This window comes from Streptomyces tanashiensis (assembly GCF_014648895.1).
Lineage (GTDB): Bacteria > Actinomycetota > Actinomycetes > Streptomycetales > Streptomycetaceae > Streptomyces > Streptomyces tanashiensis.
In genome coordinates this window covers 932,807-950,558 of record NZ_BMRZ01000003.1, presented here as the reverse complement: position 1 = coordinate 950,558, position 17,752 = coordinate 932,807, and the positions used below count along the sequence as shown (strand labels likewise).

The window sequence follows — 17,752 nt, the reverse complement described above, 5'->3', positions numbered from 1 at the left end:
CGTCACGCCCCGATCCGGTAGAGCGAGTGGGTCCAGGAGAACGAGCTGTTGTCGACGTACCAGGCGTGCGAGGCCCAGTTGTAGCGGTCGCTGGAGGGCCAGGGGTCGCCCCAGTAGACCCAGCTGTTCGCGTCGTCGTAGCCGTGGACGACGTGCATGTGACCGCCGCCGCTTGCCCACTGGATGCGGGTCTCGATCGGCCGGTCGGCGTTGATCTCGGTCTGGACGGTCGAGTAGCGCAGCCATCCGGTGACGTAGGAGCCGGGGTTGATGCCGGCCCAGCTCAGTCCGGTCTGGACGTTGCCGAGGGTGGCCTGGTTGTTGGGGCAGTCGTAGCCCTGCTGGCGGTTGAAGGCGGCGTTGCAGAACTGGTTCTGGCTGTAGTTCCGGCCGTACCAGGTGGCGATGGTGTTGCCGCTCGCCGCCCAGCACCAGTTGGTCTTCTGCTGGGCCTGCATGGTGATGTTCAGCCGCTTGGAGGCGAGGGCGGCGACGTCCTCGCCGGCGGGTGCGGCGGAGGCCGAGGTGGTGGGGACGAGAAAGAGGGCGGCTGCGGCGAGTGCCGCGAGGTTCAGCTTTCTTCTGCGCATCGCGTTCCTCCCGGGGCGGGGGTGTGGGGATGTGGGGAGTCGGAGGAGCGCGTCCGGACGCTGGTCAGGAGCATCTGCCGTTGTCCTGACCGGGTCAACACGCTTCAATGCGGGGTGACATCGGACTGTGAACGGTGTGACCCGGGTGTGAACGGACGCCCCCGGTCCACCTGCCCGCCCACCCCACGCGGCGCCGCGGTCCGCTCCCCCACCGTGAACGTTCACTGAGGAGTCCTCGTGAGCCACACCGAGGCCGATCTCGTGCAGCTGCTGCACACCGGTCCCTTCCATCTGGCGCTGCGCACCGCGCTGGCCGTGCGCGGGCTGCCGCTCCAGCGGGTCCAGCACCACCTCGCGCACCGGGGCGTCAGGGTCGGGGTGACGAGTCTGAGCTACTGGCAGCAGGGCGCCCGCCGCCCGCAGCGGCCGGAGTCGCTGAAGGCCGTCCGCGCCCTGGAGGAGGTGCTGCAACTGCCGGTGAACTCGCTGCTGCGGCTCCTGACGGAGGACGCGGCCGCCCGCTCCGAGGTGGAGCGCCCGGCGGCCCGCTCGTACCGCTCACTGGTGGAGGCCTCGGGCTCGGTCGAGGAGCTGCTCGCGGAGCTCGAGTCACCGGCGGACGGCGGGCTGCACACGGTGGGGCACCAGGAGCGGGTACGGATCGGTGCGGGGCGCGAGCTGGTGGGACGGGAGTCGCAGCACGTGGTGCGGGCGCACCGGGACGGCGTGGACCGCTATCTCGCCATCCATCACGGGGACCCCGGCTGCGACCCGTCCCGGGTGGTGGTGCGGGCGGTGGAGAACTGCCGGACCGGGCGGGTGCGGTGGCACGCCGGGACGGGCGTGCTGATCGCGGAGCTGCTCTTCGACGCACGGCTGCGGGCCGGGGACACGTACCTGTTCTCGTACGGCTTCGAGGACGGCACGGCGGGTCCGAGCGGGGAGTACGTGCGCGGTTTCAGCTTCGCGGGCGGGCAGTACGTGCTCCAGGTCCGCTTCGACGAGGCGGCCCTTCCGGTGCGGTGCCGGAGGTTCGCGCAGGCCACGACGGGGGCGCCGCGCGGCGGCCGTGCGGAGCTGACCCTGAGTGGCCGGCACCGCACGGTGCACGTCGTGGAGCAGGGAGTGCGCCCGGGGATCCTGGGGGTCGACTGGGACTGGGAGTGAGGCCTCGGGAACCTCGGCCCCCGAGCCCCCGAGGCCTCAGGCCTCGGGCCTCGGGCCCTCAGGCCTCAGGCCCGGCCACCAGCCGGCCGCCCTCGACGCGGATCGGGACCTCGGGCAGCGGGACGGTGGCGGGGCCGCGGAGCGCCTTGCCGGTCGTCACGTCGAAGCGGCTGCCGTGGCAGGGGCAGTTGCCCTCGTTCTCCTCGACCTTGTCGAGCACGCAGCCGGCGTGGGTGCACTGGGCGCTGAAGGCCTTGTACTGGCCCTTGGCCGGGCAGCTCACGACGACCCGCTGCTCGCGGTAGAGCTTGGAACCGCCGACCGGCACCTCGTCGGGGGCGCCGAGCGGGACCGGAGCGGTCGGGGTCGGGACCTGGGCGTGGCCGAGCTTGGACTCGGTGGAGCAGGCGGCGACTCCCAGCCCGGCGGCTCCGGCGAGGGCCGCGCCTTTCAGTACGGTGCGGCGGCTGGACTGGCCGGACATGAGCGCTCCACGGTGAGATCGGGGACAAGACACCCAGGGGTGACCGAAACGACGATACCGGCGGGCTCTCCCGGGCCGTCGGCCGGGCCTGACCCGGGAGGCGGGGCCCCGTGTGGGGCCCCGCCTCCGTGTCAGGCCTTGCGGGCCCGGGCCGTCGTCTTCTTGGCGGCGGCCTTGCCGGCGGCGGCCTTTCCGGCCGTGGCCGCGGCCTTGCTCGCGGTCTTGGTCGCGGTCTTCTTGGCGGGGGCCTTCTTCGCCGCCGCGGCCGTCGCCGTCTTCTTCGCCGCCGTCTTCTTCGCGCCGCGGGCCGCCGGGATCGTCGCGCCGGCGTCGCTGATCCGGTCGGCGCCGAGAATCTCGCGGAGGAACTTGCCGGTGTGGCTCTCGGGGACCGAGGCGACCTCTTCCGGCGTGCCCTCGGCGATCACCAGACCGCCGCCGCTGCCGCCCTCGGGACCCATGTCGATGACCCAGTCCGCGGTCTTGATGACATCGAGGTTGTGCTCGATGACGATCACCGAGTTGCCCTTGTCGACCAGGTTGGACAGGACCTTGATCAGCTTCGAGATGTCCTCGAAGTGGAGACCCGTGGTCGGCTCGTCGAGGACGTAGACCGTGCGGCCCGTCGAGCGCTTCTGGAGCTCGGAGGCGAGCTTCACGCGCTGGGCCTCGCCGCCGGAGAGCGTCGGGGCCGACTGGCCGAGGCGGACGTAGCCGAGTCCGACCTCGTTGAGCGTGCGCAGGTGGCGGGCGATGGTCGGGACGGCCTCGAAGAAGTCGAGGGCCTCCTCGATCGGCATGTTCAGGACTTCGGCGATGGACTTGCCCTTGTAGTGGACCTCCAGGGTCTCCCGGTTGTACCGGTCGCCGTGGCAGACCTCGCACGGGACGTAGACGTCCGGGAGGAAGTTCATCTCGATCTTGATCGTGCCGTCGCCGGAGCAGTTCTCGCAGCGACCGCCCTTGACGTTGAAGGAGAAGCGGCCGGGCAGGTAGCCCCGGACCTTGGCCTCCATCGTCTCGGCGAAGAGCTTGCGGACGTGGTCGAAGACGCCGGTGTACGTCGCCGGGTTCGACCGCGGGGTGCGGCCGATCGGGGACTGGTCGACGTGCACGACCTTGTCGACGAGCTCGTCGCCGTCCACGCGCGTGTGCCGTCCGGGCACCGACTTGGCGCCGTTCAGCTCGCGCGCCAGGTGGGTGTAGAGGATGTCGTTGACCAGGGTCGACTTGCCGGAGCCGGAGACTCCGGTGACGGCGGTGAGGACGCCCAGCGGGAAGGAGACGTCGATGTCCCGCAGGTTGTTCTCGCGGGCCCCGTGCACGGTGAGCCGGCGTCCGGGGTCCATCGGGCGGCGGATGTCCGGGGTGGCGATCGCCCGGCGGCCGGACAGGTACTGCCCGGTCATCGACTCCTCGTTGGCGAGGAGCTCCTTCAGGGAGCCGGAGTGGACGACCTTGCCGCCGTGCTCGCCGGCGCCGGGGCCGATGTCGACGACCCAGTCGGCGACCTTGATGGTGTCCTCGTCGTGCTCGACGACGATGAGCGTGTTGCCCATGTCCCGGAGCCGGACCAGGGTCTCGATGAGCCGGTGGTTGTCGCGCTGGTGGAGGCCGATGGACGGCTCGTCGAGCACGTAGAGCACGCCGACCAGGCCGGAGCCGATCTGGGTGGCCAGCCGGATGCGCTGGGCCTCTCCGCCGGAGAGCGTGCCCGCCGCCCGGTTGAGCGAGAGGTAGTCGAGGCCGACGTCGACGAGGAAGCGCAGCCGCTCGTTGACCTCCTTGAGGACCCGCTCGGCGATCTTCTTGTCGCGGGCGTTGAGCGTGAGCCGGGAGAGGAACTCGGCACAGTCGCTGATGGACATCGCGGAGACCTCGGCGATGGACCGGTCCATCACCGTGACCGCGAGGACGATCGGCTTGAGGCGGCTGCCCTCGCAGGTGGGGCAGGGCACCTCGCGCATGTAGCCCTCGAAGCGCTCGCGGCTGGAGTCGCTCTCGGCCTCGGTGTGGCGCCGCTTGACGAAGGAGACGGCGCCCTCGAAGGCCGGGGTGGTGTACGCCCGCTCGCGCCCGTACCGGTTGCGGTAGCGGACCTCGACCTGGGTCTTGTGGCCGTGCATCAGGGCCTTCTTGGCGCGCTGCGGCAGACCGGCGTACGGGATGTCCGTGCGGAAGCCGAGGGCCTGGGAGAGCCCGCCGATGAGCCGGCCGAAGTACTCCTTGGTGTGCCCGTGCGACCAGGGGTGGATGGCGCCCTCGTCGAGGGACTTCTCCTCGTCGGGGACGATCAGCTCCGGGTCGACCTCCATGCGGGTGCCGATGCCGGTGCAGTCGGGGCAGGCGCCGAAGGGCGAGTTGAAGGAGAAGGAGCGCGGCTCCAGCTCCTCGAAGGACAGGTCGTCGTAGGGGCAGTAGAGGTGCTCCGAGTACATCCGCTCGCGCTCGGGGTCGTCCTCGGCGAGGTCGACGAAGTCGAGCACGACCATGCCGCCGGAGAGTCCGAGCGCGGTCTCGACGGAGTCGGTGAGCCGGCGCTTGGCGCTGTCCTTCACGGTGAGGCGGTCGACGACCACCTCGATCGTGTGCTTCTCCTGCTTCTTCAGCGTCGGCGGCTCGCTGAGCTGGATGGTCTGCCCGTCGACCCGGGCGCGGCTGTAGCCCTTGGTCTGGAGGTCGGCGAAGAGGTCGACGAACTCGCCCTTCCGTTCGCGCACGAGCGGGGAGAGCACCTGGAAGCGGCTGCCCTCGGGGAGCTCCAGGACCTTGTCGACGATGGCCTGCGGCGACTGGCGGGAGATCGGGCGGCGGCACTCGGGACAGTGCGGCTTGCCGATGCGCGCGAAGAGCAGGCGGAGGTAGTCGTAGACCTCCGTGATGGTGCCGACCGTCGAGCGCGGGTTGCGCGAGGTCGACTTCTGGTCGATGGAGACGGCGGGCGAGAGACCTTCGATGAAGTCGACGTCCGGCTTGTCCATCTGGCCGAGGAACTGCCGGGCGTACGAGGAGAGCGACTCGACGTACCGGCGCTGCCCCTCGGCGAAGATCGTGTCGAACGCGAGGGAGGACTTGCCCGACCCCGAGAGCCCGGTGAAGACGATGAGGGAGTCACGCGGGAGGTCGAGCGAGACGTTCTTGAGGTTGTGCTCGCGAGCGCCACGGACGATGAGACGGTCGGCCACGCCGGTCCGCACCTTTCTTGAGAGAGCGGATGTGCCTGACACACCCAACAACCAAGGATGCCGGATGCTTCCGTCGAGCCTATAGCACGCACATTCGATTTCCGGCCGTCCCGAGACCGCTTCACCCGAACGAGTGGCGGCGCGGGGCGTCCGCTCCCCCGCCGACCTGGCCGGACCGGTACGGCACCCCCTAGGGTCGGCGCCATGATCGACCACGAACTCGACCTTGCCTCCGTACGCGAAGCGACCGACCGGCTGATCGCCGACGCCGCCTCCTGGGACAACGCCTCGGCGGCCGAGCCGTCACGGCTTCCGGGCTGGACCCGCGGCCATGTCCTCGCCCACGTGGCCCGTAACGCCGACGCCCTGGTGAACGTCCTCCAGGGCCGCCCCATGTACGCCGACGCCGCGACCCGCGACGCCGACATCGAGCGCGACTCCGCCCGCCCGCTCGACGTCCACCTCGCCGACCTGCGCGAGAGCGCCGACCGCTTCCAGGCCGTGGGCGCGGAGCCCGCCGACTGGAACCGCACCGTCGAGCTCCGCAACGGGGTCGTCGACAGCGCCTCCCGCATCCCCTTCCGCCGCTGGGTGGAGGTGGCCCTGCACCACGTCGACCTGGGCGTCGGCTACGAGCTGGAGGACCTTCCCGAGGAGTTCGTCCAGCGCGAGATCGACTTCCTGACCGAGCGCTTCAAGGGCCTGGAGAGCGTCCCGGCGACGGTCCTGTGGGCGGCCGACGGGCGGGGCTGGACGACCGGCGGCACCTCGGGCGGCGTCGCCGTCATGGGACCGGCCACCGAGATGCTCGGCTGGCTCGCCGGACGCCGCGACGGCTCGGCCCTCACCACCAAGGGCGGCCCCCTGCCGGAACTCCCCCCGCTGTAGCCGCCACTGTCACCCTCCAGGGCTAGGCTGAGGCCATGACGTACAGCGGAGTGGTGAAGGTCGGCGGTCCGGCGGACGTGCACGAGCTGACGGACCTGATGATCTCGAAGGTCGCGGTCGGCCCGATGGACAACAACGCGTATCTGCTGCGCTGCCGGGCGACCGGCGAGCAGCTGCTGATCGACGCGGCCAACGAGCCCGCGACGCTGCTCACGCTGATCGGTGACGACGGCATCACCGCCGTCGTCACCACCCACCGCCACGGCGACCACTGGCAGGCCCTGGAGGAGGTCGTCGCCGCGACCGGCGCCAGGACCTACGCGGGCGCGTACGACGCGGAGGGCATCCCGGTCCCGACCGACGTGCCCGTCGAGGACGGGGACACGATCCGGGTGGGCCGGGTCGAGCTGACCGCGCGCCGCCTGGTCGGGCACACCCCGGGCTCGATCGCCCTGGTCTACGACGACCCGCACGGCCACCCCCACGTCTTCACCGGCGACTGCCTCTTCCCCGGCGGCGTGGGCAACACCTGGAAGGACCCGGAGGCCTTCGCGAGCCTGATCCACGACGTGGAGACCAAGCTCTTCGGGGTCCTGCCCGACGAGTCCTGGATCTACCCCGGCCACGGCAAGGACACCACGCTCGGTGACGAGCGCCCGCACCTCGCGGAGTGGCGCGAGCGCGGCTGGTGACACCCGGCGCGCTCCCTCCGAGCTGCGCACCTCCGTACGCCCCCGTAACCCGGACGGCGGCGGGGTAGTTGGCGCCACATGCGCCAAAGTCACCCTCCGTCGCCGTCCCGGCCGCCCTCGTCCCCGGCTCCGTCGATGGGCCGGCTCGCCGCCGCCTCGCTCGTCGGCACCGCCATCGAGTTCTTCGACTTCTTCGTCTACGGGACGGCCGCCGCCCTCGTCCTGGGGCCGCTCTTCTTCCCGACCTTCTCGCCGCTCGCCGGGACCCTGGCCGCCTTCGGCACCTTCGCCGCCGGGTTCCTCGCCCGCCCGCTCGGGTCGGTCCTCTTCGGGCACGTCGGCGACCGGTACGGCCGGCGGCCGGTCCTCTTCGCCTCGCTGCTCCTGACCGGCTGCGCCACGGTCGCGGTCGGCTTCGTCCCCACGTACGCGACGCTCGGCATCGCCGCCCCGGCGCTGCTGCTGACCCTCCGCTTCCTCCAGGGTCTCGGGCTGGGCGGCGAGTGGGGCGGGGCGGTCCTCCTCACCGCCGAGCACGCACCCGAGAACCGGCGCGCGCTGTGGGCGAGCTTCCCGCAGATCGGCCCGTCGATCGGCTTCCTGCTGGCGAACGGCGTGATGCTGGCGCTCACCGCCGGGCTGAGCGACGCGGAGTTCCGCTCCTGGGGCTGGCGGGTGCCGTTCTGGGCGGCGGGGCTGCTCGCGCTGGTCGGGCTGCTGCTGCGCTCCTCGCTGGCGGAGACCCCGCAGTTCGAGGAGCTGTCCGCGTCCGGGCGGCGTGCGGGCGCCCCGCTGGCCGAGGTCCTGCGCGACCACTGGCGGCTGGTGCTGCTGACGGCCGGGGCGCTCGCCGTCGGGTACGCCGTCTTCTACTCGGTCTCCACCTGGGCGCTGGCCTACGGCACCGAGCGGCTGGGGGTGAGCAGCAGCGTGATGCTGGCCTGCGTGATGGCGGCGGTGGCGGTCATGGGCGCCGTCACCCCGTTCGTGGCCCTGCTCGGCGACCGCTGGGGCCGCCGGCCGCTCTGTCTGGCGGGGTGTGCGGCCTCCGCGCTGTGGATGTTCCCGATGGTGGCCCTGCTGCACACCGCCCGGCCGCCGCTGATGTACCTCGGGTTCCTGGGCTCGCTGCTGGCCTTCATCACGATGTTCGCGGTGATCGCCGCGTACCTCCCGGAGCTGTACGAGCCCCGCGTCCGCTGCACCGGCGCGGCCGTCGGCTACAACCTGGGCGGCGTCCTGGGCGGCGCGCTGACGCCCATCGTCGCCACGACCCTCTCCGAGGGCGGCTCCGGCCCGCCCTGGGGCGTCGCGGCCTATCTCACCCTGGTCGCCCTGGTGAGCCTCGGCTGCTTCGCCCTCCTCCCCGAGACCCTCCCGGGCCGCGCCGAACGGCCGGCGCCGGAGCCCGCGGCCGTCTGAGCGCCGGCGCCCACACGGCGACGGCCGACCGGGGTGGACCCGGTCGGCCGTCGGTGTGCGAGGAGGGCGTCAGGCCTCGACGCTGTCCTTCGGGGTGTCCTCGGGGGCGGCCGGGATCTCGGCGGCCTCCGCGGCCTCCCGCTGTGCCTGCTTCTTGGAGGCGATCAGGCTGGTGATGGTCGTGATGACCAGGACACCGCCGATGAACGCCAGCGAGAACGGGATGGTGATCTCCGGGACGTGCACCCCGGACTCGTGCAGGGCGTGCAGCACGAGCTTCACGCCGATGAAGCCGAGGATCACCGACAGGCCGTAGCTGAGGTGGACCAGCTTCTTGAGCAGGCCGCCGATCAGGAAGTACAGCTGCCGCAGACCCATGAGGGCGAAGGCGTTGGCGGTGAAGACGATGTACGGGTCCTGGGTGAGGCCGAAGATCGCCGGGATGGAGTCGAGGGCGAAGAGGATGTCGGTGGTGCCGATGGCGAGCATGACGACCATCAGCGGCGTCAGCACCCGCTTGCCGTTGTTGACGATGAAGAGCTTGGTGCCGTGGTAGCGGTCGGCGACGCCGAACTTCTTCTCGACGGTCTTGAGGAGACGGTTCTCCTCCCAGTCCTCCTCGTCCTCGTCCGCGCGCGCCTCCTGGATCAGCTTCCAGGCGGTGTAGATCAGGAACGCGCCGAAGAGGTAGAACACCCAGGAGAAGCTCGCGATGATCGCGGCACCCGCGGCGATGAAGATCGTGCGGAGCACCAGGGCGATCACCACACCCACGAGCAGGACGCGCTGCTGGAGGTGGGAGGGGACCGCGAACTTCGCCATGATCAGGACGAAGACGAAGAGGTTGTCGACGCTGAGCGACTTCTCGGTGACGTAGCCCGCGAAGAACTCCCCGGACGCCTGGCTGTTGCCGAAGACCAGCAGGCCGAGCCCGAAGAGCACGGCGAGCACGATCCAGACGACCGTCCAGATTCCGGCTTCCTTGACCGACACGTCATGGGGCTTGCGCCCGATGAAGAAGTCGGCACCGATCAGGGCAGCGAGACCAAGAATGGTCACTACCCACAGGGTCATTGAAACGTCCACTGCGCCTCCGGCGTCGTACGGCTACTGATCAGCGTCGTCGCTGCCGGAGGTCTCTTCCACCCGGGCGGCGGACGGGCCGCCGGGCCGACGCCCCGGGATCGGATCGATGATGATCCGTCCGTATTGACGGGTACGCCGCGCAATGGGGAGTACTCCCCTCCGCACCAAGAAGACTACCCGAAAGACCAAGAGAAGGTAAAGAGAAGGGTAAAGAGCCACCAAAAGGCCAGGTCAGAGCTGCTTTCCATGGCGAGCGGCCGCCACCTGGGTGAGGACCTGACGGAGGATCACACTGCCCGGCGGCAGGAGCGGAGGCTCGTACGACCAGGCATGGCCGACCCACGGATCGGCCAGGTGGTCGTCGGGCACGGGGGTGAGCCGCAGCAGCGACCGCCACAGCGGGTCGAGCAACGGCCCGTACGCGGCCGCGTCCTCCCGGGCCGCGACCATCAGCAGATGGACGCCGACCGAGGGGCCCTCGTCGGCGAGGTAGCGGAGCCGGGTGACCGCCCGGTCGTCGAAGCCGTGCGGGAAGTCGTGCACGATCAGCAGCTGCCGGGCCGCGTCGAGGCCCGGCGGCAGCGCGTCGGCCGCACCGCCCCGCAAGGCCATCTGAAGCAGGTCGACCCGCTCCGTGAGCTGTTCCAGGACCGCCGAGACACCGGCCGCGCCCCGGGCGGGCGGTGCGGCCGCCCCCGTCTCCACGAGCGGCGCGAGGGCCGCGGCACCGGCGCCCGCCGGGTCGACGACGTGGACGGTGAACCCGCCGGCCGGATGCGCCGCGAGGAGCCGCGCCGCGTGCGCGACCGCGCAGTCCAGGGCGAGCCGCCGCAGCTCGACCTCGTCGAGGAGCCCGGCCGCCTCGGAGTGGCCGCGGCCGGAGTCCACCCACAGACCGCGCTCCAGCGGCAGCCGGACGAGCATCGGGATCCGCAGGTCGGTGCGCTCGGGGAGGTGGAGGTCGCCGAGGCGGACGGCCATCGGCTCCTCGGCCGGGACGCGATAGGAGTGCCAGACGGGGTTGTCCCAGCGGGCGTAGGCCACGGGCAGGGCCGGCTCGACGACCTCGGACTCGGCGGCGAGCTGGGCGAGGTCCCGGTCCAGGACCTCCCGGGCGCGCTCCACGAGCTCGTCGTGCCGGGCACGGGCGGCGGCCCGAGCGGCGTCGTTCGCGCCGTCTGCCCGGGCACGGTAGTCGGTGAGCGTCTCGTCGAGCTCCCGGTCGAGCCGGGACTCCGCGAAGTCGCAGGCGCTGCGATAGGCGGCGGCGGTACGGGCCAGGTCCTCGAACATGCCCCACACCTGGTTGTAGAGCCGCTCGTCCATGGACCAGCCCGAGGCGTCCCCGGCGACCGGCACGGGCGGCGCCTGCCGGGGCTCGGGAGCGGGGGCTGGGGCGGGGGCTGGGGCCGTCCGGCGCCGGGGGTGGGAGTAGTCGACGGGACCGCCGGTGCCGACGCCCGTCACGGGCGTGGGAGGCGGTGTCGCCGGCGCCGTGCGGGGTACGTGCTCGGGCTCGGGGACGCGGGACGGCACGGTGGACGAGGGGCCGACCTCCGGGGCGTCCGGGGCCTCCGGGGTCGCGGTCGCCAGGATCGCGGCGGCGAGATCCGCGGGGCGCTCCAGGCCCTGGTCGCCGAGCAGGGCGGCGAGCCCGCCCTCGTACCCCTGGCCCATGGCGCGGACCTTCCAGGCGCCCTGGCGGCGGTACAGCTCCAGGGCGACGACGGCGGACTCGCGGTCGAGGCCGGTGAGCGTGTAGCTGGCGATCTCGGTGTCGTCGGGGCCGGCGACGGCGACGAACGGGGCGGCGAGGGCCCCGAAGCGGTCGGCTCCGCCGGTCAGCGCCAGCAGCACCGAGACACGGTGGACGGCGCCGGGGACCGCGTCCAGATCGACGGCGAGGCGGTGGTCGGCGGCGGCCGGTCCGGGCACACCGACCCCGGGCAGGGCGGGTGCGCCGGGGTGGGCGATCCACTCGGCGCCCGCGACCCGGCCCTGTTCGTCACCGAGGGTGGCTCCGGCGAGGACGGGGTGACCGGCCGACACCCGGATCTCCAGTCGGGTCTCGGGCAGGGGGTGGTTCTGCCCCCGGACCAGCTCGGCCGTCATCGTCTCTGTCCCCTCGGTGTGTCCGGTCGGTGCTCGCCGGTGCGGATCATGCGGACAGCTCCCGGTGGCCTGCCGCCTCCGGGAGCTGTGGGTGTGCCGTGCCGGGCCCGTCTACAGGTGCGGCAGGATCGCGGGCATCAGGTCCTGGAAGGTGCGGCCGTTGGCCGGGTTGCCCAGGGCCGTCATCTGCCAGCCGGAGCCGACCCGGTGCACCTTCGCCATGATCTGCGCGGTGTAGTTGCCGCCGCCGTCGAGGGTGTAGCGCGCAAGCTCCTGCCCGTTCGTCTCGTCGACGATCCGGCAGAAGGCGTTCTGCACTTCCTGGAACGTCTGGCCGGTGAAGGAGTTCACCGTGAAGACGATCTGGTCGATGTGGACCGGCACCCGCTCCAGGTCCACGAGGATCGCCTCGTCGTCGCCGCCCTGGCCGGCGCCGCCCACCAGGTTGTCGCCGGTGTGCTTGACCGAGCCGTCGTCGCTGACCAGGTGACGGAAGAAGACCACGTCGACCGGCTGCTTCTCGGCGAAGAGGACGGCCGAGGCGTCCAGGTCGATCTCCCGGGTGCGCGAGCCGAAGAGACCACGGCGCGGCGCCGCCTGCCAGCCGAGGCCCATCCGCACCTGGGTGAGGCTGCCCCCGCCCTTCTTCTCCAGGCTGATGGCCTGACCCTTGGTCATGTTGACCGACACGCGTTGCCCCTCTCGTTAGCGTTCCCCGCGCCCGCTGTCCGGTGCGTGCGGTTGTCGAGCACCCTACGCAGCGGCACCGACACCGCGGAGACGCGGTCCGGTTTTGTGTCGGTCTTGCAACACACCGGACCGCCCGCGCGCCCTCTTCGGATCAGGCGAGTCCCGCCTCCTTCATCTGGCGCAACTCCTTCTTCAGCTCCCCCACTTCGTCGCGGAGCCGGGCCGCCACCTCGAACTGCAGGTCGGCCGCCGCGGCGCGCATCCGGTCGGTCATCTCCTCGATGATCGCGGCCAGTTCGGTGGCGGGCCTGGTGCCGAGCTCGACGGTCGATCCGGCCTTGCCGGCCTTGCCCCTGGCCGCGGGGCCGTGCGCGGCGAGCGAGGGCACGGGGGCCTTGGCACCCTTGCCCTCCTTGCCCTGCCGGTAGCCGGTGCCGAGCAGTTCCTCGGTGTCGATCTCCTCGCGCGCGATGGTCGCGACGATGTCGTTGATCTTCTTGCGGAGCGGCTGCGGGTCGATGCCGTGCTCCGTGTTGTACGCGATCTGCTTCTCGCGGCGCCGGTTGGTCTCGTCGATGGCCTGCTCCATCGCCGGGGTGATCCGGTCCGCGTACATGTGGACCTGGCCCGAGACGTTGCGCGCGGCGCGGCCGATGGTCTGGATGAGGGAGGTCCCGGAGCGCAGGAAGCCCTGCTTGTCTGCGTCGAGGATGGCGACGAGGGACACCTCGGGCAGGTCGAGGCCCTCCCGGAGGAGGTTGATGCCGACGAGGACGTCGTACTCCCCGGCGCGCAGCTCGCGCAGCAGCTCGATGCGGCGCAGGGTGTCGACGTCGCTGTGAAGGTAGCGCACCTGGATGCCGAGCTCCAGGAAGTAGTCGGTGAGGTCCTCGGCCATCTTCTTGGTGAGGGTGGTGACGAGGACCCGCTCGTCGCGCTCGGCGCGGAGCCGGATCTCGTGGACCAGGTCGTCGATCTGGCCCTCGGTGGGCTTGACGACGACCTCGGGGTCGACGAGTCCGGTGGGGCGGATGATCTGCTCGACGAAGCCGTCGCCGCGCGAGAGTTCGTACGTGCCGGGGGTCGCGGAGAGGTAGACGGTCTGGCCGATCCGCTCCTGGAACTCCTCCCACTTCAGCGGGCGGTTGTCGAGGGCGGAGGGGAGCCGGAAGCCGTGGTCGACCAGGGTCCGCTTGCGGGAGGCGTCGCCCTCGTACATGGCGCCGATCTGCGGCACGGTGACGTGCGACTCGTCGATGACGAGGAGGAAGTCCTCGGGGAAGTAGTCGAGGAGGGTGTTGGGCGCGGAGCCGGGCTCGCGGCCGTCGAAGTGCATCGAGTAGTTCTCGATGCCGGAGCAGGAGCCGATCTGCCGCATCATCTCGATGTCGTACGTGGTGCGCATGCGCAGGCGCTGGGACTCCAGGTGCTTGCCCTGCTTGTCGAGCTCGGCGAGGCGGCCCTCCAGCTCGCGCTCGATGTCGTTGACCGCGCGCTCCATGCGCTCGGGGCCCGCGACGTAGTGGCTGGCGGGGAAGACGTAGAGCTCGCGGTCCTCGCTGATGACCTCGCCGGTGAGCGGGTGGAGGGTGGAGAGGGCCTCGATCTCGTCGCCGAACATCTCGATGCGGACGGCGAGCTCCTCGTACACCGGGAAGATCTCGATGGTGTCGCCGCGCACGCGGAACGTGCCGCGGGTGAACGCGAGGTCGTTCCGCGTGTACTGGATGTCGACGAAGCGGCGCAGCAGCTGGTCGCGGTCGATCTCCTCGCCGACCTTGAGCGGGACCATCCGGTCCACGTACTCCTGGGGCGTGCCGAGGCCGTAGATGCAGGAGACGGAGGCGACCACGATGACGTCGCGGCGGGTGAGCAGGGAGTTCGTCGCGGAGTGGCGGAGCCGCTCCACCTCCTCGTTGATGGAGGAGTCCTTCTCGATGTACGTGTCCGACTGCGGCACGTACGCCTCGGGCTGGTAGTAGTCGTAGTACGAGACGAAGTACTCGACGGCGTTGTTCGGCAGGAGCTCGCGGAACTCGTTCGCCAGCTGGGCGGCCAGCGTCTTGTTCGGCGCCATCACCAGGGTGGGGCGCTGGAGCTTCTCGATCATCCACGCCGTGGTCGCCGACTTGCCGGTGCCGGTGGCGCCGAGGAGCACGACGTCCTTCTCGCCGGCGCGGATGCGCCGCTCGAGGTCGGCGATGGCGGTCGGCTGGTCGCCGCTGGGCTTGTACTCACTGACGACCTCGAAGGGCGCCACCGAACGTTCGATCTTGGAAACGGGCCGCATGCAACCACCGTACGACCCGGCACTGACACTCGGGCGGTGATCGGCTCACCGCCCGGTCGCCGGGTGTCCCGTCACCAGTCCTGGGAACGGTGTCCGCCGCGCGGGACGCTCCTGCGGGCGGTCCGGCCGGGGCCCCGGCCGGCGGGGCGGGCGCTCCAGTTGGCGGGCTCGCCGTAGGACGGGACATGGCGCGGGGCGGGCACGCCGGGCCGGTGCGGGGTCCGGGCGGCGGGCCGCTGCCAGTCCGGGTCGCCCATCACGAGCAGCGGGTCGAACATGACGACGACGGCGGCCAGGATCAGGAAGACCGCCGGGCCGATGAGCATGGGTAGGAGGAGCGAGGTGGCGGTGTCTCCGGTCCCGGTCCGGGCCTCGGCCCCGTGCAGGTGGACGCTGACGGCGGCCATGGCGGTGTAGTGCATACCACTGACGGCGACTCCCATCACCAGGCTCGCGCCGAGGCTGGCCAGAAATCCATGGACGGAGACGGCCGCCCAGAGGGCCGCGGTGGCGGCCACGACGGCGATGACCACGGAGAGGGCGACGGTGAGCGTGTCGTACTCGATCCGGCCCTGGAGGCGCATACCGGCCATGCCGAGGTAGTGCATGGTGGCGACGCCGAGGCCGGTGATCGTGCCGCCGGTGACCAGGGTGAGGGCGGTCGCGCCGCGGTAGCCGACGATGAAGATGCCGATGCCGACCATGAGGACGGCGACACCCAGGCTGGCGAAGGTGATGGGGCGGTCGTAGTTGATGGGCGCCTGCCGGACCGAGAAGCCCATCATGGCGATGAAGTGCATGGTCCAGATGCCGGTGCCGATCGAGGTGGCGCCGAGGGCGAGCCAGCCCGCCTTGAAGGTGTCGCGGTGGCGGAGCGATCTGGTGGTGCACCTCAGACCGAGGGCGCCGCCGAGGCAGGCCATGAGAAAGGCGGCCACCGGCGTGACGAGCCCGTAGCTGAATCCGTCGACCGTGCCCTGCATGAGCGTGTGTCCTCCACCCCTGGTGCAACGTCGTCCGAAAACAGTCGGTACCGCTGGGTAGTACTACCGGGGCGAGATTATGGCGCGCCCGACGCCCGGCGACCATGTGACCGGGGAATTTCCGGTCGCGAGACCGGAGCGAGACCGGTCCGTGATCTCGGTGTCGGTTCCGACCGCGTTGTCGGTGCCGGGTCGTACCGTGGGCGGCATGGACATCGACACGGGGGCGGAAGCGGTGCCGGACGGCGGGGAGCGGGCCGTCACGGTGGAGTGGACGGTCGTGGAGAGCGTCATCGGGCCGCTCTTCCTCGCCGCCACCGGGCGGGGGCTCGTGCGGGTCGAGTTCCACGCCGACGCGGCACGGCGGGAGCGGATGCTCGACCGGCTGGCGGGGCAGCTCGGCGCCGAGCCGGTGGAGTGCGCCTCGGGGCGGCTCGCGGAGGTGACACGCCGGCTCGACCGGTACTTCGCGGGCGACCGGGACGAGCTCGACCTTCCGCTGGACTGGTCCCTGACGACCGGCTTCAACCGGCAGGTGCTGCGCGAGCTGGCGGCGGGCGTTCCGTACGGCACGGTCGTCGGGTACGGGGAGCTGGCGAGGCGCGTGGGGCAGCCGGGTGCGGCGCAGGCGGTCGGAGCGGCGATGGGCTCCAATCCGCTGCCGGTGGTGGTGCCGTGCCACCGGGTGGTGGAGAGCGACGGCGGCCTCGGCGGTTTCGGGGGCGGCCTGGAGACGAAGAGACAGCTGCTGGCCCTGGAGGGCGTGCTGCCTGCGCCGCTCTTCTGAGCACCGGAGGCCACCGGGGAGGAGGCGGCGTTCCCACGGGATGGGACGGCTGGCACACTCACGTAAGTGACACATACCCCCAGTGCCCCTGACGCCACCGTGCCCGACGGCATATCCGCCCCCGTCACCCCCGCCGAGCTGCCCGCGCTCCGCCGACGCGTGCAGGCGGCGCTGATCGCCACCCAGATCCTGGGAGGCCTCGGCATCGCCATCGGCTTCGCCCTCGCCGCCGTCCTGGCGAGGGACGTGAGCGGCACCGAGGCGCTGTCCGGTCTGGCGTCGACGGCCTCGGTGGCCGGTTCCGCGCTGCTCGCCATGCCGCTGGCCACCCTGATGGCCCGGCGAGGCCGCCGGGCGGGACTCGTCCTCGCGTATCTGCTCGGGGCGCTCGGGGCCGGTGTCGTGGTGCTCGGGGCGGTCCTCGGGAACTTCCCCGTGCTGCTCGTCGGGCTCGTCGGCTTCGGTGCCGGGTCCTCGGCGAACCTGGCGGCCCGCTTCGCCGCCGCCGACCTGGCCGAACCGGACCGCAGGGCCCGGGCCATCTCCACGGTCGTGTGGGCGACCACCATCGGCGCGGTGCTCGGCCCGAACGTGGCGGCGCCCGCCGGGAAGAGCGTGTCGGGCCTGGGGATCCCGGCCGCCGCCGGCCCGTTCGTCTGGGCCGCCGGTGTCTTCGTGCTCGCCGCGGCCGTGGTGGCCGTGCTGCTGCGCCCGGACCCGCTGCTCACCGCCCGCGCGCTGGACGCCGGGCCGGGCGAGGCGGCGGAGGGCCGCTCCCTGCGGGCCGGCATGGACGCGGTGCGGAAGTCCCCGCGGGCCCGGCTCGCCCTGGTCACCATCGCCGGCTCGCACACCGCCATGGTGTCGATCATGTCGATGACACCGGTGGCGCTCACCCATCACGGCGCGGACATCCAGCTGATCGGGCTCGTGATCAGCGGGCACATCGCGGGGATGTACGCCTTCTCGCCGCTCATGGGCTGGCTCTCCGACCGGCTGGGCCGGCTCGCGGTGATCGGGCTCGCGGTCGGACTGATCGGTGCGGCGGCGCTCGTCGCGGGCACGGCGGGGCCGTCCCACGGCCGGACCGCCCTGGGCCTCTTCGTCCTCGGTCTGGGCTGGTCGGCGGGGCTCGTGTCCGGCTCGGCGCTGCTCACCGACTCGGTGCCGCAGGCCGCGCGGGCCGCCGTCCAGGGGCTCTCCGACTTCGTCATGAACACCGCCGCCGGGGTCGGCGGCCTCGCGGCGGGCCTGATCGTCTCCCAGGCGGGCTACGGTCCGCTGAACGCGATCGCCGCGTGCCTGCTGCTGCCGATGGCCGCGCTCGCGCTGCGGGGCACCCTCCGGAAGGCCTGACCGGGACCGGCCCGGGCACG

General features: G+C 71.8%; 14 protein-coding genes. 6 read left to right on the top strand and 8 right to left on the bottom strand.

Going from position 1 to position 17,752, the window contains the following annotated elements; genetic code table 11:
* Window positions 1-2: 2 nt before the first annotated feature.
* Window positions 3-590, bottom strand: coding sequence for a papain-like cysteine protease family protein (locus IE237_RS14910; protein ID WP_189802390.1), 588 nt, complete (start codon window positions 588-590; stop codon window positions 3-5).
* A gap of 237 nt (window positions 591-827) precedes the next feature.
* Here IE237_RS14910 and IE237_RS14905 point away from each other — a divergent pair, with 237 nt between their 5' ends.
* Complete coding sequence (locus IE237_RS14905) at window positions 828-1,757, top strand: hypothetical protein (RefSeq protein ID WP_189802389.1); 930 nt, start codon at window positions 828-830, stop codon at window positions 1,755-1,757.
* Between the two features lie 58 nt (window positions 1,758-1,815).
* On the opposite strand, the gene IE237_RS14900 is transcribed toward IE237_RS14905, so the two are convergent.
* Together IE237_RS14900 and uvrA are read right to left on the bottom strand one after the other, a co-directional pair.
* Window positions 1,816-2,241, bottom strand: coding sequence for a Rieske (2Fe-2S) protein (locus tag IE237_RS14900; RefSeq protein ID WP_189802388.1), 426 nt, complete (start codon window positions 2,239-2,241; stop codon window positions 1,816-1,818).
* 131 nt (window positions 2,242-2,372) lie between these two features.
* Entirely contained in the window at window positions 2,373-5,426 is a 3,054-nt protein-coding gene (gene uvrA / locus IE237_RS14895) for an excinuclease ABC subunit UvrA (RefSeq protein WP_189802387.1), read from the bottom strand.
* Window positions 5,427-5,630: 204 nt separating this feature from the next.
* Here uvrA and IE237_RS14890 point away from each other — a divergent pair, with 204 nt between their 5' ends.
* The 3 genes from IE237_RS14890 (at window position 5,631) to IE237_RS14880 (ending at window position 8,428) form a co-directional block, all read left to right on the top strand.
* Window positions 5,631-6,314, top strand: coding sequence for a maleylpyruvate isomerase family mycothiol-dependent enzyme (locus IE237_RS14890; RefSeq protein WP_189802386.1), 684 nt, complete (start codon window positions 5,631-5,633; stop codon window positions 6,312-6,314).
* A 35-nt stretch (window positions 6,315-6,349) separates the two neighbouring features.
* Entirely contained in the window at window positions 6,350-7,006 is a 657-nt protein-coding gene (locus tag IE237_RS14885) for an MBL fold metallo-hydrolase (protein WP_189802385.1), read from the top strand.
* A 135-nt stretch (window positions 7,007-7,141) separates the two neighbouring features.
* Entirely contained in the window at window positions 7,142-8,428 is a 1,287-nt protein-coding gene (locus IE237_RS14880) for an MFS transporter (protein WP_189802384.1), read from the top strand.
* 69 nt (window positions 8,429-8,497) lie between these two features.
* On the opposite strand, the gene IE237_RS14875 is transcribed toward IE237_RS14880, so the two are convergent.
* The 5 genes from IE237_RS14875 to IE237_RS14855 all read right to left on the bottom strand — a co-directional run bounded on the left by IE237_RS14875 (window position 8,498) and on the right by IE237_RS14855 (window position 15,589).
* Window positions 8,498-9,514 (bottom strand): TerC family protein, encoded by a 1,017-nt coding sequence (locus tag IE237_RS14875; protein ID WP_189802383.1) that lies wholly within the window; start codon window positions 9,512-9,514, stop codon window positions 8,498-8,500.
* Window positions 9,515-9,745: 231 nt separating this feature from the next.
* Window positions 9,746-11,626 carry a TerD family protein gene (locus IE237_RS14870; RefSeq protein WP_189802382.1) on the bottom strand — a complete coding sequence of 627 codons (1,881 nt, stop codon included), beginning with the start codon at window positions 11,624-11,626 and terminating at the stop codon, window positions 9,746-9,748.
* Window positions 11,627-11,737: 111 nt separating this feature from the next.
* Entirely contained in the window at window positions 11,738-12,316 is a 579-nt protein-coding gene (locus tag IE237_RS14865) for a TerD family protein (RefSeq protein WP_189802381.1), read from the bottom strand.
* Between the two features lie 151 nt (window positions 12,317-12,467).
* Window positions 12,468-14,606: an excinuclease ABC subunit UvrB gene (gene uvrB / locus IE237_RS14860; RefSeq protein WP_189802380.1), complete on the bottom strand. Its 2,139-nt coding sequence runs from the start codon at window positions 14,604-14,606 to the stop codon at window positions 12,468-12,470.
* 71 nt (window positions 14,607-14,677) lie between these two features.
* Window positions 14,678-15,589 carry an MHYT domain-containing protein gene (locus IE237_RS14855; protein WP_189802379.1) on the bottom strand — a complete coding sequence of 304 codons (912 nt, stop codon included), beginning with the start codon at window positions 15,587-15,589 and terminating at the stop codon, window positions 14,678-14,680.
* A 208-nt stretch (window positions 15,590-15,797) separates the two neighbouring features.
* Here IE237_RS14855 and IE237_RS14850 point away from each other — a divergent pair, with 208 nt between their 5' ends.
* Window positions 15,798-16,376, top strand: coding sequence for a methylated-DNA--[protein]-cysteine S-methyltransferase (locus IE237_RS14850; RefSeq protein WP_189802378.1), 579 nt, complete (start codon window positions 15,798-15,800; stop codon window positions 16,374-16,376).
* 66 nt (window positions 16,377-16,442) lie between these two features.
* On the top strand, window positions 16,443-17,732 hold the full coding sequence (locus tag IE237_RS14845; RefSeq protein WP_189802377.1) for an MFS transporter: 1,290 nt from the start codon (window positions 16,443-16,445) through the stop codon (window positions 17,730-17,732).
* Window positions 17,733-17,752: the final 20 nt, after the last annotated feature.

Coding starts and splice junctions, on each gene's coding strand:
- IE237_RS14910 (WP_189802390.1), bottom strand. CDS start 590: ATGCGCAGAAGAAAGCTGAACCTCGCGGCACTCGCCGCAGCCGCCCTC.
- IE237_RS14900 (WP_189802388.1), bottom strand. CDS start 2,241: ATGTCCGGCCAGTCCAGCCGCCGCACCGTACTGAAAGGCGCGGCCCTC.
- IE237_RS14890 (WP_189802386.1), top strand. CDS start 5,631: ATGATCGACCACGAACTCGACCTTGCCTCCGTACGCGAAGCGACCGAC.
- IE237_RS14885 (WP_189802385.1), top strand. CDS start 6,350: ATGACGTACAGCGGAGTGGTGAAGGTCGGCGGTCCGGCGGACGTGCAC.
- IE237_RS14880 (WP_189802384.1), top strand. CDS start 7,142: ATGGGCCGGCTCGCCGCCGCCTCGCTCGTCGGCACCGCCATCGAGTTC.
- IE237_RS14870 (WP_189802382.1), bottom strand. CDS start 11,626: ATGACGGCCGAGCTGGTCCGGGGGCAGAACCACCCCCTGCCCGAGACC.
- uvrB (WP_189802380.1), bottom strand. CDS start 14,606: ATGCGGCCCGTTTCCAAGATCGAACGTTCGGTGGCGCCCTTCGAGGTC.
- IE237_RS14855 (WP_189802379.1), bottom strand. CDS start 15,589: ATGCAGGGCACGGTCGACGGATTCAGCTACGGGCTCGTCACGCCGGTG.
- IE237_RS14850 (WP_189802378.1), top strand. CDS start 15,798: ATGGACATCGACACGGGGGCGGAAGCGGTGCCGGACGGCGGGGAGCGG.